The organism is Endozoicomonas sp. ALC013 (genome assembly GCF_049310205.1).
In the GTDB taxonomy this organism is placed as follows: Bacteria; Pseudomonadota; Gammaproteobacteria; order Pseudomonadales; family Endozoicomonadaceae; genus Endozoicomonas.
In genome coordinates this window covers 1-15,466 of sequence record NZ_JBLYNS010000125.1, presented here as the reverse complement: position 1 = coordinate 15,466, position 15,466 = coordinate 1, and the positions used below count along the sequence as shown (strand labels likewise).

Here is a 15,466-nt window from a genome sequence, read left to right as displayed (position 1 = left end):
CGGCTTATGGGTTATCAAAAATCTCCGGAGAACCGTCAAAATAAAAGAAAACAGCAACAGGATAACAACAATCCCTCAAAAAAGATCAAATTGGAAACCACCCGGATTAATCATCAGGGGCGTGTTAAACAGACGAGAGATCAAAAGAAACTACCGAAATACCAGGTTGCTATGGCAAAAGGTCAGCCTATTCACCAAAACTCTCAGAAAAGCAAACTGCAAGTTGATTCAAGGCAGGGCGCTGAAAGTCATTCAATTCCCACAATACTGAGTAAAGTACTGGAGGATATTCGTAAAATGGATATTGAGTATGCCATAACCTCTGATAAATCCACTCAAATGCCAAGGCATAAAAGATTATCCATTCACGGCAATTTTACCTATGTTGAAAAGATTTATAAGAATTTACTGGTACCAAAGATTCATCACTTAATACAAGAATCTTACCCTATTAATGACTTAAAACAACGGCAGACCGAATACGCCATCAAAATAGCAGAGTTAGTCAAAACCTACAAAGTGGCCCAATGTGATGAGATGACGCATTTAATGGCTTCCTGCTGTCTGGATAACCCGGCCATCAGCCTGTTCAAAATGGTGATCAACTTTTTTTTTGCGAGAACCGGATCAAAAAAAGGAAAGCTGGATAGACCCACCACTCATGTATGTTTGATGGTATGCCCAAGGCTTTCAGGTGATAGTGTGCAGATGCAAAGCCAATGCTATGAAGCTAAACACAAATATACTCATAGTGATCTGCATTGCGCTGACGGGAGCTATCATCAGCCAACCTATATGACTACTTCCGAGATTTACATTGCTGATCCGTGTCAGCATGAATTTTGGCCAGGAAGCCAGTGGCAGCAATTTATCAGCAATATTGCCGATCAATATCTCACACCAACAGATAAAGATTTTAAGAAAATAACCGTACAAATAACGCCCTATAATTCGGGAACTACTGCTAATGAGCTAACGGCTGCAAAGGTACAGGCGGCAGTACCCGTTAACAGTGATTCTACAGACTATTCAGCCATGCCTGCCTATTTTTATCTTGCGGAGTTCGCAGCCAATACAGCGAAAAAAGCTGAGAAACTAAAACAACGGGCTGCTTTGGTCACTAAGGAAAGACTGATAAGAAATGGTGTGAAAATCCCTTCATTAAACACCGTAAAATCAAAGCACAGGAAAAAATGGTCAACAAACTTAGTACGGGTTCTGACCTGGAAAATGAACCTTGATGTTAGAGTTCTGCACCGTAAGGATTTAGCCATCATTAATCCAAAATCAGAGGACTACTATCAATGCATGATTGACTTTTTAGGTAAATCAACAATCAAATCACCACAACATGTTATCAATATGGTCAAAAGCTTTAACAAATATGGATTTCCATTTCCGGAACCATGCAGTCGATATTTTTCCCCATCCAGGGAGTGGCTGCCAGGCCATATCAGGCATCTGGCCAGAGTAGCCAAACCTGAACAATCATTTTCGGACTGTGAACTGATTAAAATATTGAGAGTACTGAACCCTGTAGAACTACAAGATACCTATTTACGCTATCTACATGAGTATTTGCAAAATAGGCTGGTTAAAAACCAGGGGCCCCGAATACTGCAAAATGCCTTCAGCACCATTAAAAAGGCTAACATCCCCCTCCCTGCCATTGAAGGAATCACCAACTGGAACATATTGACATTACGAAAACTGGCTGATTTATGTGTAAAAAAATTTGGCGGAATCTCCGCAGAAACGGTTGCACCCTATCCTTCTTTTGGTACAAAAGACGTGATACCAACCTCACCCGATGAGTTTGCCGACTGGTTTCTCAACAAACTTACCAAATATCAATTTAATTTCATTAATTTCGATAGCACGCTAAAGGCTGCGAACCTGATTGTTAACATCAGTCCAATAGAAGGTATCACATTTAAACCCGTACCACAGAAGGCAGACTGGATGTTGTACTATGTCTGTCATTACGGTTTTGACAAAAAAGAGATTTACCATCAGGCTCCTACACACACAATCTATCAAATGCTGAAACGCATTACCTCCCGGAAAAAGCATTCAGAATTATACGATAAATTATTGTATGTCAGCTCAACAGCTTCTGGCCTTCGATCTCTTAGTATTATCAGGAGCCTGAAAAAACACAACATCAAACTACCTGATGATTTAATGGATTATTCAGTCAAAGATCAGGTGACTGAGATGCATGCAAGAGCCAAAAAACTGCAGAAATCTGGCTGGCTGGCAGCCGATATAGACTTATCGCACCATAGAATATCAAGACATAAAAAAGGATCGGGAGCACGTTTATGAAATATCTGGGTTAAGAGATCACAACAATCACTGCCATTAAGAGGTTAAATCATAATATGCTGGTATCCACTGCTACCCATCAAAACACACAGCTTATGGATGATCAAAAGCTCCAAAAAAACCGTCAAAAGAAAAGAAAACAGCAACAGGATAACAACAATCACTCAAAAAAGATCAGATTGGAAACCACCCGGATTAATCATCAGGGGCTTGTTAAACAGATGAGAGATCAAAAGAAACTACCGAAATATCAGGTTGCTATGGCCAAAGGTAAGCCTATTCACCAAAACTCTCAGAAAAGTAAACTGCAGATTGATTCAAAACAGAGCACTGAAAGTGATTCAATTCCCACAATACTTAGTAAAGTACTGGATGATATTCGTAAAATGGATATTGAGTATGCCATAAGCTCTGATAAATCCGCTCAAATGCCAGAGCATAAAAGATTACCCATTCACGGCAATTTTACCTGTGTTGGAATGATTTATGAGCATTTACTGGTACCAAAGATTCATTATTTGATACAAGAACTCTCTCCTGTTAATGACTTGAAACAGCAGCAGACCAAATACGCCAGGCACATAGCAGAGTTAGTCAAAACCTACAAAGTAGCCCAATGTGATGAGATGACTCATTTAATGGCTTCCTGTTGCCTGGAAAATCCGGACATCAGCCTGTTCAAAATGGTTATCAGCTTTTTTAGTGCGAGAGCCGTAGCAAAGAAAGGAAAGATGAAAAGATCCACCACGCATGTATGTTTGATGGTATGCCCAAGTCTTTCAGGTGATAGTGTGCAGATGCAAAGCCAATGGTATGAAGCTGAACACAAACATGCTCATAGTGATCTGCGTTGTGCTGACGGGAGCTATCATCAGCCATCCTATATGGCTACTTCCGATATTTACATTGCTGATCCGTGTCAGCATGAATTGTGGCCAGGAAGCCAGTGGCAGCAATTTATCAGCAATATTGCTGATCAATATCTCACACCAACAGGTAAAGATTTTAAGAAAATAAAGGTACAAATAACGCCCTATCATTCGGAAACTGCCGTTATGGAGCTACCGGCCGAAGATGTACAGACAGCGCCAGTTAGCAGTGATACCACAGACTATTCAGCCATGCAGGTCTATTCTTATCTTGAAGAATTTGTAAAGAAACCAATCAATAAACCACGGGTTGCTGATATCACCAAGCAAAGACTGGTAAGAAATAGTGTAAAGATCCCTTCATTTGAGATCGTAAAACCATCACACAGGAAAAAATGGTCAACAAATTTGATACGAGTTCTGGCCTGGAAAATGAACCTTGATGTTAAAGTTCTGCACCGTACGGATTTAGCCATCATTAATCCAAAATCAGAGGACTACTATCAATATATGATTGACTTTTTAGGTAAATCAACCATCGAATCATCAATGGATGTTATCAAAATGACCAAAAGCTTTAACAACCATGGGTTTCCATTTCCTGAACCATGCAGTCGATATTTTTTACCATCGGATGAGTGGCTGCCGGGCCATATCAGGCATTTGATTAGACTAGCCAAACCTGAACGATCATTTTCGGACTGTGAACTGATTAAAGTATTGAAAGTACTGAATCCTGTGGCACTACAAGATACCTATTTACGCTATCTACATGAGTATTTGCAGAATAAGCTGGTTAAAAACCAGGGCCCCCGGGTACTGGAAAATACCATCCGCTATATTAGACGGGGAAACGTCCCTCCCCCTGCCATTGAAGGAATTACCCGCTGGAATATATTGACATTACGAAAACTGGCTGATTTATGTGTAAAAAAGTTTGGCGGCATCACCGCAAAAACGGTTGTTCCCGATCCTTCTGCTGGCAAAAAAGAAGTTATACCAACCTTACCCGATAAGTTTGCCGACTGGTTTCTCAACAAACTTACTAACTGTCAATTTAATTTCAATAGATTCAATGGCAGCCTGAAGACTGCAAACCTGATTGTTAACATCAGTCCGATAGAAGGTATCACATTTGATCCCGTACCGCAGAAGGCAGACTGGATGTTGTACTATGTCTATCAGTACGGTTTTGACAAAAAAGAGATTTACCACCAGACCTCTTCAACAACACTCTATCAACTGTTGAAACGCATTACCTCACCAGAAAAGCACTCAGAATTATACGATAGATTACTGTATCTCAGCTCAACATGGAGTGCTCTTAAAACTCACCCTTATTTGAGAAAATTGAAACAACACAACATCAAGCTACCCGATGATTTAATAAATTACACAGTCAAGGGCCGGATGATTGAGATGCACGCAAGGGCGGAAAAACTGAAGAAATCTGGCTGGCTGGCAGCGGATATAGACCTGTCGTACCATAAAAAATCAAAACATAAAAAATCAAAACATAAAAAATCAAAACATAAAAAAGTTTTCTAACGCCCGGAGAAATCATAACAACCGCTGCCAATAACAGGTTAAATCATAATATGCTTGTATCCACTGCTACCCATCAAAACACACGGCTTATGAATTATCAAAAGCCCCCAAAAAACCGTCAAAATAAAAGGAAACAGCAACAGGATAATAACAATCCCCCGAAAAAGGCCAGGCTGGACACTACCCGAATAAATCATCAGGGGCGTGTTAAACAGACGAGAGATCAAAAGAAACTACCAGAATACCAGGTTACTATGGCAAAAAGTCAGCCTGCTCACCAAAACTCTCAAAAAAGTAAACTACGGATTGACACAAATCAGAGCACTGAAAGTCATTCAATTCCCACAATACTGAGTAAAGCACTGGAAGATATTCGTAAAATGGATATTGAGTATGCCATAAGCTCTGATAAATCCGCTCAAATGCCAGAGCATAAAAGGTTATCCATTCACGGCAATTTCACCTGTGTTGAAAAAATTTATAAGTATTTACTGGTACCAAAGATTCATCACTTGATACGAGAACTTGCTCATGTTACTGATTTGCAACAACAGCAGACCAAATACGCCATGCAAATAGCAGAATTAGTCAAAACCTACAAAGTAGCCCAATGTGATGAGTTGACCCATTTAATGGCTTCCTGCTGCCTGAAAAACCCGTCTATCAGCCTGTTCAAAATGGTTATCAGCTTTTTTTTTGTCAGAAACGGAGCAAAAAAAGGAATTGTCGAAGGAACCACCACTCATGTATGTTTGATGGTATGTCCACGTCTTTCTGGTGAAAGTGTGCAGACACAAAGCCAATGGTATGAAGCTAAACACCGAGCTACTCGTAGTGATCTGCATTGTGCAGACGGGAGCTATCATCAGCCATCCTATATGGCTGCTTCCGATATTTACATTGCTGATCCGTGTCAGCATGCATATTGGCCAGGAAACCAGTGGCAACAATTTATCAGCAATATTGCCGATCAATATCTATCACCAACGGGTAAAGATTTTAAGAAAATAAAGGTACAAATAACGCCCTATCATTCAGAAACTGCCGTTAAGGTTCTACCGGCCGTAGATATACAGGCAGTACCAGTTAACAGGGATACCCCAGACTATTCAGCCATACCGGCCTATTTTTATCTTGCAGAGTTCGTAAATAAACAACAGGCTACTGAGATCACCAGGAAAAAACTGATAAAAAATAAAGTAAAGATCCCTTCATTCAACACCGTAAAATCAGCCTACAGGAAAGCATGGTCAATACGTTTAATACGAGTCATGGCCTGGAAAATGAAACTTGATAGTAAAGTTCTGTACCGTCAGGATTTAGCCATCATTAATCCAGAATCAGAGGACTACTATCAATATATGATTGACTTGTTAGCTAAATCAACAGTCGAATCATCAAATCATGTTGCCAATATGACCGACGGCTTTAACATCCAGGGTTTTCCATTTCCTGAACCATGCAGTCGATATTTTTTACCATCAGAAAAGTGGCTGCCAGGCCATATCAGGCATTTGCTCAAAGTAGCCAAACCTGAACGACCATTGCCGGACTGGGAATGCATTAAAATATTGAGAGTGCTCAATCCTGTGGAATCACAAGATACCTATTTACGCTATCTACATGAGTATTTGCAAAATAGGCTGGTTAAAAACCAGGGGCCCCGAATACTGCAAAATGCCTTCATCACCATTAAAAAGGCTAACATCCCCCTCCCTGCCATTAATGGAATCACCCGCTGGAATATATTTACATTACGAAAACTGGCTGATTTATGTGTCGAAAAGTTTGGCGGCATCTCCGTAAAAATGGTGACTCCCTATACTTCCGTTGACAAAAAAGAAATTATACCAACCTCACCCAGGGATTTTGCCACCTGGTTTCTCCATAGACTTACCAGATATCAGTTTCATTTCAGTAATTTCGATGGCAGTCTAAAGCGTGCAAACCAGATTGTTAACATCAGTCCAATAGAAGGTATCACATTTAACCCCGTACCACAGAAGGCAGACTGGATGCTGTACTATATCTACCATTACGGCTTTGACAAAAAAGAGATTTACAATCAGGCATCGACAAGAACAATCTATCAAATGCTGAAACGCATTACCTCCCGGAAAAAGCATTCAGAATTATACGATAAATTATTGTATGTCTGCTCAACAGGTTTTGGTCTTCAATCGCTCACTGCTATCAGGAGACTGAAAGAACACAACTTTAAAATACCCGATGATTTAATGGATTACACAGTCAAAGAGCAGGTGACTGAGATGCATGCAAGAGCGAAAAAACTGAAGGGATCTGGCTGGCTGGCAGCGGATATAGACCTGTCGTACCATAAAAAAATAAAACATAAAAAAGTTTTCTAATGCCTTGAGAGATCACAACACCACTGCCATTAACAGGTTAAATCATAATATGCTGGTATCCACTGCTACCCATCACCACATACGGCTTATGGATGATCGAAAGCCCCAAAAAAACCGTCAGAATAAAAGAAAACAGCAACAGGATAACAACAATCCCTCGAAAAAGATCAGGCTGGACACCACCCGGATTAATCATCAGGGGCGTGTTAAACAGAAAAGCGTTCAAAAGAAACTACCGGAATATCAGGTTGCCATGGCAAAAGGCCAGCCTGTTTACCAAAACTCTCAGAAAAGTAAACTGCAGATTGATTCAAAGCAGAGCGCTGAAAGTCATTCAATCCCCACAATACTGAGTAAAGTACTGGATGATATTGGTAAAATGGATATTGAGTATGTCATAACTTCTGATAAATCCGCTCAAATGCCAGAGCATAAAAGATTACCCATTCACGGTAATTTCATCTGTCTTGAAAACATTTATAAGTATTTACTGGTACCGAAGATTCATCACTTGATACAAGAACTTTCCCCTATTAATGACTTGGCACAACAGCAGACCAAATACGCCATGCAAATAGCAGAGTTAGTCAAAACCTACAAAGTGGCCCAATGTGATGAGATGACCCATTTAATGGCTTCCTGCTGCCTGGAAAACCCGGCCATCAGCCTGTTCAAAATGGTTATCAGCTTTTTTTGTGTAAGAACCGGACCAAAGAAAGGTAATGATGGAACCACCACTCATGTATGTTTGATGGTATGCCCAAGTCTTTCAGGTGATAGTGTACAGACGCAAAGCCAATGGTATGAAGCTAAACACCAATATATGCATAGTGATCTGCATTGTGCTGACGGGAGCTATCATCAGCCATCTTATATGGCTGCTTCCGATATTTACATTGCTGATCCGTGTCAGCATGAATATTGGCCAGGAAGCCAGTGGCAGCAATTTATCAGCACTATTGCCGACCAATATCTATCACCAACAGGTAAAGATTATAAGAAGATAAAGGTAAAAATAACACCCTATCATTCGGAAACTGCCGTTAAGGCACTACCGGCCGCCGATATACAGGCAGTGCCAGTTAACAGGGATACCACAGACTATTCAGCCATACCTGCCTATTTTTATCTTGAAGAGTTCATAAGTAAACAACAGGATACTGAAATCACCAGGCAAAGACTGGTAAGAAATAATGTAAAGATCCCGTCATTTAACACCGTAAAATCAACACACAGAAAAGCATGGTCAACCAGTCTGGTACGGGTTCTGGCCTGGAAAATGAACCTTGATGTAAAAGTTCTGTACCTTGAAGATTTAGCCATCATTAATCCAAAATCAGAGGACTACTATCAATATTTGATTGACTTTTTAAGTAAATCAACAATCGAATCATCAAAACATGTTACCAATATGACCCGCCGCTTTATCAAGCATGTATTTCCATTTCCCGAACCATGCAAAAGATATTTTTTACCTTACAAAAAGTGGCTTCCTGCCCATATCAGGCATCTGCATAGAGTCGCCAAACCGGAACGACCATTTTCGGACTGGGAACTCATTAAAGTCATGCGAGTACTGAATCCTGCGGAATCACAAGATACCTATTTACGCTATCTGCATGAGTATTTGCAAAATAAGCTGGTTAAAAACCAGGGGCCCCGAGTACTGGAAAGTGCCTTGATTAGCATTAAAGAAGGGACTCCCCCCCTCCCCCTCCCTGCCATTAAAGGAATCACCCGCTGGAATATATTGACATTACGAAAACTGGCTGATTTATGTGTAGATAAGTTTGGCGGCACCTGGGCAAAGACGGTTACTCCCTATCCTGCCGTTGGCAAAAAAAATGTTATACCAGCCTTACCCAAGGAGTTTGCCGCCTGGTTTCTCAATAGACTTACCAGATATCAGTTTAATTTCAAAAATTTCGATAGCAGGCTAAAGAGTGCAAACCTGATTGTTAACATAAGTCCAATAGAAGGTATGACGTTTAACTCCGTACCACAGAAGGCAGACTGGATGTTGTACTATGTCTATCATTACGGCTTTAACAAAAAAGAGATTTACCATCAGGCTCCTACAAGTACAATCTATCAAATGCTGAAACGCATTACCTCACGGAAAAAGCATGTAGAATTATACGACAAATTATTGTATATCGGCTCAACAGGTTGTGCTCTTCGATCTTTCAGCTTTATCAATAGCCTGAAAAAACACAACATCAAACTACCCGATGATTTGATGGATTATACATTTAAAGGCCAAATGGTTGAGATGCATGCAAGAGCAGAAAAACTGAAGGAAACAGGCTGGCTGGCAGCCGATACAGACTTATCGCACCATAGAATATCAAGACATAAAAAATAAGAGCACGCCATAACCGATAAGGCAACAGCCTGATGGCCGGTGACACCAATAATTCGGTATATGTTGGTATTGAAAATTGCTCTCAAACATCCGTTAATCGCAACACCATAACAAGCAGTTGATATCTGAGGGTACACTTGAACGAATTACTATTGATTGGCCAGCTTTTGTTATTTTACGGCATGGTCATTTTAACTTACCGCCTGTTCGGCAAAATGGGGCTCCTCTGTTACACCGTGCTGGCCATCGTGGCCGCTAATATTGAAGTACTGGTGCAGATCAATGCCTTCGGTATGGAGATGACCCTGGGGAATATCATGTTTGCCTCCACCTTCCTGGTGACCGATATCCTCAGTGAGGTGGGTGGTAAAAAATGGTCTGACTACGCAGTCAATGTCGGCTTCTTTACCTCGGCACTGTTTATTGCCATTTCCCAGAGCTGGCTGTATTTCATGCCCAATTCCCTGGATTTTGCCATGCCGCATATTCAGGCCATCTTCAGCAACACGCCTCGCCTGATGATTACCGGCCTGCTGGTTTATGCCATTACACAACGCTTTGATGTGTGGCTTTACCACAAAATCTGGCACTGGACCGGGCTTACCGAGAATTATCTGTGGCTGCGCAACAATGTGTCCACCATGATTTCGCAGTTCCTGAATGCGGTTCTGTTTACTTTCGGAGCGTTTTACGGGACGTTCCCGGTGCCGGACCTGCTCAGTATCATCATCACCAGCTATGGTATCTTTGTGGTGACCAGCCTGTGTGATACTCCTGCCGTGTATCTGTGCAGAAAAATCAAGGTCAGGGAAATATGGGAGCGTACATGAAAGTCATTATTACCGGAGCCAGTGCAGGTATTGGCCTGGCGGTTTGTCAGCGTTTTCTGCAAGATGAACGCATCACCGTGGTGGGTATCGATGTTAATCCCGGCGAACTGGTTAACGACCGTTACCACCATTTTTTAGCCGATGTGGCGAACCCGGAATCGCTCCCAGCCATTAAGGGCGTAACACACCTGATCAACAACGCCGGGGTGCAAAACACCACACAGGACATCGCCATTAATTTAGGCGGGGTGATGAACTGTACCATGCTGTACGGCCTGCAACCGGCGATTCAATCCATTGTCAATGTTGCCTCTGCCAGTGCTCATTCCGGTGCTGAATTTCCAGAGTATGTAGCCTCAAAGGGCGGTGTTGTCGCCTACACTAAATGGACTGCGCTGCAGGTTGCTCAATACGGTGCCACCTGCAACAGTATTTCCCCGGGAGGCGTGCTTACCGAACTGAACAGACCGGTCATGGACGATCCTGAAAAATGGCAGGCCATCATGAATGAAACGCTACTGCCAAAATGGGCCAGTTCTGAAGAAATAGCACAGTGGGTTTACTTTATGGCGATCATCAATCGCAGTATGACCGCACAGGATGTTCTGGTGGATAACGGCGAGATGGCGAAGGCTAACTTTGTCTGGTGATTGACAACAGAGGCAGCTTCTGAATAAGGTATGAATTCACGGCAAAAAAGCTGCCTCCAATGCGCCAGAAGCCTGTTATCAGGTTAAGTGGCTTGGGGTAGGGCTCAAAAGTTATAAGTATTTCACTGCAAAGGAGTTGCAACCATGAGTTGGATTGCTTACATACAACCTTTGGGAATGCCATCCTGTGGACTGGACAACCCTTTTGCCGGACAGCTGGTTACAGGAAAACATCCAGGTTAAATCGTCGTTTTCTTCATCAATGTTCAAATAATCCAATGGAGAAGATCAATGACCATTAAAGAACTGAAAAAAGCCTTCAAAAAAAACCAGCTGCCTGTCCAGCTGCTGAGTCAGGAAGGGGATATCTATCTATGCCGGGTGGACGGTAAGCACCTGCTGAGAAATAACGATACATCCCCCGCTATTTTCCACAGCATCAGTGAGGCAAAAGAAACCCTTGGAGATCATATTGCTCCTCACTTGCAGCTGGTTTTTTCCGAAACCTACGATGAGATGTTCCATCCTGAAAACCAGACCAAATCATCAAAATGAGCCCGGGAGAGGTATTCCTCAGGCTCATTAGCCAATCATCGATTTGCCGTAGACCGTCCGCTCCATATCAACCACGTCAACAGTAATGGAGACATTATCCAGGGGAGTTCCCTCTACAGCATCCAGCAAAATACCGGACAGTTCCTGTTTCTGTTGCAAACTCCGTCCGGATAGAATTCGAGCCGTTATATGAATAAACTGCCCCCCCTGCTCCGTACCTGTACGATAATGATCGTAAGGCAGCGCCCGGACCTTAATGGTCGACACGTCAAACAGCCCGGAGCTGACAGCTCCCTGATGCACACTTTCCATCAGGGCCTCTGGACTGACAATTGCTTCCAGTGGCCGCGAGTATTCGATAATACAGTGTGGCACGTAAAACCTCCTTGCAAATGGCATAAGGCCGTGATCAGCCCAACTTCTGTTTAGATGCCCAAATTGCCAGTTTGTGCTTCATGGTCACCTGGGATACCTGATCCTCTGGCAGAGGCTGGATGAGGTTATCATGGACCAGCAGCCGGTATATATATTCGATTTTCTCACTGGCAGAATCGGTCGCCTCAAATTCCACAACCCCCCGCTTCTCACCATATTTCATGCCATATTCAATGGCCTTCTTTACCAGCTCTTTTTCATTCTTCAGCTTCTTCATTGGAGCCTCATTCAATCCAGTGGTGTATTAGGACATTAGCTTTTATAAACCATATATGGCAAATCAGGAGATTGACCAACAACACGATTTCGGCGCACGGCTTATACTGCAATTCCCAAACGCATCAGCCTGTCATGCGCTATTCCCAAAGGTTATTACCAAAAGCGCTATTCCCTAGCGGGTTCAAATAAGGTAAAAGTGCCTTATGAGAACCCCGAAACGAATCCAACCCCTGGTTGATGAAGGACTGGTGGATGAAGTACTCCGCCAGCTAATGAGTGGTAAAGAAGCCGATGTCTATGTGGTGCGCTGTGGCAATGATATCCGCTGCGCCAAGGTTTATAAGGAAGCGGCCAGGCGCAGCTTTAAAAAGGCCGTCCAATATCAGGAAGGTCGCAAAGAGCGCAACAGTCGCAGGCAGCGAGCCATCGAGAAAGGCTCCAGATATGGCCGGAAACAGCAGGAAGAGACCTGGCAGAGTGCCGAGGTTGACGCCCTGTTCCGCCTGGCCAGAGCGGGCGTAAGAGTCCCACAGCCTTATATCTGCCTGGATGGCGTACTGTTGATGGAACTGCTGACGGATGATGAAGGTCAGGTTGCCCCGCGCCTGGGTGAAGTGACCATGTCCGCCGAACAGGCCCGTGAAGACCACGCCACCATGATGCATTATGTCATGCTGATGCTCTGCGCTGGCCTGGTTCATGGCGACCTGTCGGAATTCAATGTTCTGGTGGATGACTACGGCCCGGTGATTATTGACCTGCCCCAGGCCGTGGATGCCTCGGCCAACAACCATGCCCGCTCGATGCTGGCCAGGGATATCAACAACATCACAGAATACTATGGACAATTTGCACCGGACCTGTTGAACAGCCAGTATGCCAAAGAGATGTGGGCACTCTACGAAGATGGCGAACTGACCCCGGAAACCGAACTGACCGGCCTGTTCACCGAAGCGGAGCAAGCCGCCGATGTGGACTCAGTGCTGGCCGAAATAAAAGCAGTTCTGGCTGAGGAGCAGAAACGGCAGGAACGTCTGAGAGAATCTGATAACCCTGATGCCTGACTGAGACGGAAGCCAGCCCTACCGGTCAGGTGGGGCCAGGAGGCTGTCCGATCAAAAAAATGCTCAGGCTTGGGCGGTGCAGTACCAATCGATCAGTTACTTCATTTAACTGGCGGCATGTTGATGATGCTACTGAATATCTGATTAGCCCTTTGAAAACAGGTTTCAGGGAAACATCAACAATGATACAAATAATATCATTTTTAAAAATATAACACCCTGTAATTACAATAAAGGCAACATTATTTTTAATTGATTGTTATTTGACTTCTGTCAATCTTTCCAGTTGATTTAATAAATACAATCAGAATCAGAGCTTTTATCTCAGTAATGATTCTTTTTCTTACAGGACTGTTTTGAAAGCCATGGTAGAGAATATATGCAGAAAATATTGAGAACAGGAAACAATTGAACAACACCTTCTTATTGTTTTCGAAAAATTGTTACAGGTGGTATCGCCATCTGTAAAGCAGGCAGGCAAAATCCTTTGCAAGGATTAACGAACAACAATGCCCTGTGCTACTTACTTTTTTCTTTGCCGTGGAAAACAGTTTGTTTATTGCTGTTATTTGCTTTTCGTTTTTTATTTAACAGTAGTACAAGCTGTTTTATTTTGGCATTGAGATTTGGATAACAAATAAAGCATTCGGTTAGTGACAGAAATTATAAACTTGGCTTTAAGTGAGGCATCAATGGCAACTGGTACGAATCGTGGCTGGGTCGTAGTGACGGCTGGCCTGGCGATTAACTTAATGTTTGGCAGTCTGTACACGTGGAGTATCTTCTCCGAGAATTTTATCAACACTCAGGGCTGGACCGCTTCTCAGGCATCCACGCCCTACGCAGCGGCCATTGCCGCGTTTGCGCTGGTCATGCTGGTAGGTGGTAAGCTGCAGGATCGCCTGGGGCCGCGCGTTGTGATCACCATCGCAGGTCTGTGCACTGCGGCAGGTATGTTCCTGTGCAGTGCCATGCCCACCGAGACCGGCGTTATCCTGGGTTTTGGTGTTCTCAATGGTGCAGGCATCGGTTTGGGTTATTCCGCAACAGCTCCGGCAGCAGTGAAATGGTTCAAACCGGAGCAAAAAGGGTTAATTGTCGGTCTGGTTGTCACCGGCTTTGGTTTGGCACCACTGTATGCGGCACCGCTGGCCAAATACCTGATCGCAGAATATGGCCTGTTTGCCAGCTTTAATATACTGGCGGTGTTCTTCGGTAGTGTGATCGTTACTGGTGCCCAGTTCATGAGTGTTCCGGAAACCACAACAGGCATGGCGACTGCGGATAAAAAGGCCAAAGAGAGACCGGTTGTTGCTGATGGCCCACAAACCGGTGAGTACAACTGGAAGCAGATGATCAGGACGCCACAGTTTGCCATGTTGTGGCTGATGTTCTTGGCAGGTTCCATGACCGGTCTGATGATGATTGGTCATATTGGTAACATTGCCAAGCTGCAACTGACCGATACCTTTAACATTACCCTGCTGGTTCAGGCGTTCTCTGTCGCCAATGCTTTGGGCCGCCCGGGTGCTGGCTTAATATCTGACAGGATCGGTCGTGCCCGCACCATGAGCATTCTGTACACGTTGCAAGGTGCTGTGCTGTTGATGTTCAGTGGTTTTGATACCTTTAGCATGATCCTGATGGGTTCATTGGTTATCACCTTCGGCTATGGTGCAATGCTGGCAGTATTCCCGTCTGCAACGGCAGACTTCTTCGGTACCCGGAACCTGGGCTTTAACTACGCTATCCTGTTCAGCGCGTGGGGTGTTGCGGGCATGGCCGGTCCGAAACTGGCAGGCTATCTGCTGGACACCACGGGCGATTATGAGAGCACCTTTATGATCTGTGCCGGAGTAAGTTTTGCAGCGGCTGCCATTGGTCTTATGGTCAAACCACCGAAAAAAGCAGCTGATTTTGTGGGAGTGCAAACTGCCCAGGCTGCTTGAGTATTTTAATAAAGCTCTTGATGGATTTTCTGATCAACAACACCTGAAATCCAGATAGAGCCGCTTGACCACGCTTCCTGATTAAAAGCCCGGCATGTTTCGGGCTTTGTTTTTGCCACTTGCCACCAGAACACGGCCAATAATAAGCAAACAATATCCGCAACTTTACGACCTGAAACCCGCATACAACAAACCAGTCCACAGCGTAATAGGCCTGCGGCTTTCACAGTCCTTGTTGCTCCAATGTAATAACGAGTTTTCAACAGTCTGGATGGCAATGGAGCC

12 protein-coding genes are annotated in these 15,466 nt (G+C 43.7%); 9 read left to right on the top strand and 3 right to left on the bottom strand.

The features are described 5' to 3' along the window. The 7 genes from ACO6V1_RS18480 to ACO6V1_RS18450 form a co-directional block, all read left to right on the top strand. A partial coding sequence (locus ACO6V1_RS18480; RefSeq protein ID WP_422467964.1) for a hypothetical protein occupies nucleotides 1–2,328 on the top strand: 2,328 nt, incomplete at its 5' end. Between the two features lie 221 nt (nucleotides 2,329–2,549). Further along, entirely contained in the window at nucleotides 2,550–4,745 is a 2,196-nt protein-coding gene (locus ACO6V1_RS18475) for a hypothetical protein (RefSeq protein ID WP_422467962.1), read from the top strand. 50 nt (nucleotides 4,746–4,795) lie between these two features. Beyond that, nucleotides 4,796–7,114 carry a hypothetical protein gene (locus ACO6V1_RS18470; protein WP_422445629.1) on the top strand — a complete coding sequence of 773 codons (2,319 nt, stop codon included), beginning with the start codon at nucleotides 4,796–4,798 and terminating at the stop codon, nucleotides 7,112–7,114. A 676-nt stretch (nucleotides 7,115–7,790) separates the two neighbouring features. After that, nucleotides 7,791–9,479, top strand: a complete 1,689-nt coding sequence (locus ACO6V1_RS18465; protein ID WP_422467960.1) for a hypothetical protein — start codon at nucleotides 7,791–7,793, stop codon at nucleotides 9,477–9,479. 137 nt (nucleotides 9,480–9,616) lie between these two features. Continuing rightward, nucleotides 9,617–10,309, top strand: a complete 693-nt coding sequence (locus ACO6V1_RS18460; protein ID WP_206679223.1) for a queuosine precursor transporter — start codon at nucleotides 9,617–9,619, stop codon at nucleotides 10,307–10,309. Continuing rightward, nucleotides 10,306–10,959: an SDR family NAD(P)-dependent oxidoreductase gene (locus tag ACO6V1_RS18455; protein ID WP_422445634.1), complete on the top strand. Its 654-nt coding sequence runs from the start codon at nucleotides 10,306–10,308 to the stop codon at nucleotides 10,957–10,959. The genes ACO6V1_RS18460 and ACO6V1_RS18455 overlap by 4 nt, the downstream gene beginning before the upstream one ends. Nucleotides 10,960–11,250: 291 nt before the next feature. Then, nucleotides 11,251–11,514 (top strand): DUF6482 family protein, encoded by a 264-nt coding sequence (locus ACO6V1_RS18450; RefSeq protein ID WP_422445636.1) that lies wholly within the window; start codon nucleotides 11,251–11,253, stop codon nucleotides 11,512–11,514. A 27-nt stretch (nucleotides 11,515–11,541) separates the two neighbouring features. On the opposite strand, the gene ACO6V1_RS18445 is transcribed toward ACO6V1_RS18450, so the two are convergent. Beyond that, a complete protein-coding gene (locus ACO6V1_RS18445; protein WP_422445638.1) occupies nucleotides 11,542–11,889 on the bottom strand; it encodes a 5-carboxymethyl-2-hydroxymuconate Delta-isomerase in 348 nt (115 codons plus the stop codon). 34 nt (nucleotides 11,890–11,923) lie between these two features. After that, complete coding sequence (locus ACO6V1_RS18440; RefSeq protein WP_269674641.1) at nucleotides 11,924–12,166, bottom strand: DUF5062 family protein; 243 nt, start codon at nucleotides 12,164–12,166, stop codon at nucleotides 11,924–11,926. Nucleotides 12,167–12,371: 205 nt separating this feature from the next. Here ACO6V1_RS18440 and ACO6V1_RS18435 point away from each other — a divergent pair, with 205 nt between their 5' ends. Together ACO6V1_RS18435 and ACO6V1_RS18430 are read left to right on the top strand one after the other, a co-directional pair. Beyond that, a complete protein-coding gene (locus ACO6V1_RS18435) occupies nucleotides 12,372–13,232 on the top strand; it encodes a PA4780 family RIO1-like protein kinase (protein WP_422445640.1) in 861 nt (286 codons plus the stop codon). Between the two features lie 692 nt (nucleotides 13,233–13,924). Then, the gene (locus tag ACO6V1_RS18430) at nucleotides 13,925–15,181 is read left to right on the top strand and encodes an L-lactate MFS transporter (RefSeq protein ID WP_422467958.1); all 1,257 of its coding nucleotides are present in this window, start codon (nucleotides 13,925–13,927) and stop codon (nucleotides 15,179–15,181) included. 5 nt (nucleotides 15,182–15,186) lie between these two features. Here ACO6V1_RS18430 and ACO6V1_RS18425 read toward each other — a convergent pair. Next, nucleotides 15,187–15,466 (bottom strand): hypothetical protein (locus ACO6V1_RS18425; protein ID WP_422467956.1); only part of this gene is annotated, 280 nt, incomplete at its 5' end.

Coding starts and splice junctions, on each gene's coding strand:
- ACO6V1_RS18470 (WP_422445629.1), top strand. CDS start 4,796: ATGCTTGTATCCACTGCTACCCATCAAAACACACGGCTTATGAATTAT.
- ACO6V1_RS18430 (WP_422467958.1), top strand. CDS start 13,925: ATGGCAACTGGTACGAATCGTGGCTGGGTCGTAGTGACGGCTGGCCTG.
- ACO6V1_RS18450 (WP_422445636.1), top strand. CDS start 11,251: ATGACCATTAAAGAACTGAAAAAAGCCTTCAAAAAAAACCAGCTGCCT.
- ACO6V1_RS18475 (WP_422467962.1), top strand. CDS start 2,550: ATGAGAGATCAAAAGAAACTACCGAAATATCAGGTTGCTATGGCCAAA.
- ACO6V1_RS18455 (WP_422445634.1), top strand. CDS start 10,306: ATGAAAGTCATTATTACCGGAGCCAGTGCAGGTATTGGCCTGGCGGTT.
- ACO6V1_RS18465 (WP_422467960.1), top strand. CDS start 7,791: ATGGTTATCAGCTTTTTTTGTGTAAGAACCGGACCAAAGAAAGGTAAT.
- ACO6V1_RS18440 (WP_269674641.1), bottom strand. CDS start 12,166: ATGAAGAAGCTGAAGAATGAAAAAGAGCTGGTAAAGAAGGCCATTGAA.
- ACO6V1_RS18435 (WP_422445640.1), top strand. CDS start 12,372: ATGAGAACCCCGAAACGAATCCAACCCCTGGTTGATGAAGGACTGGTG.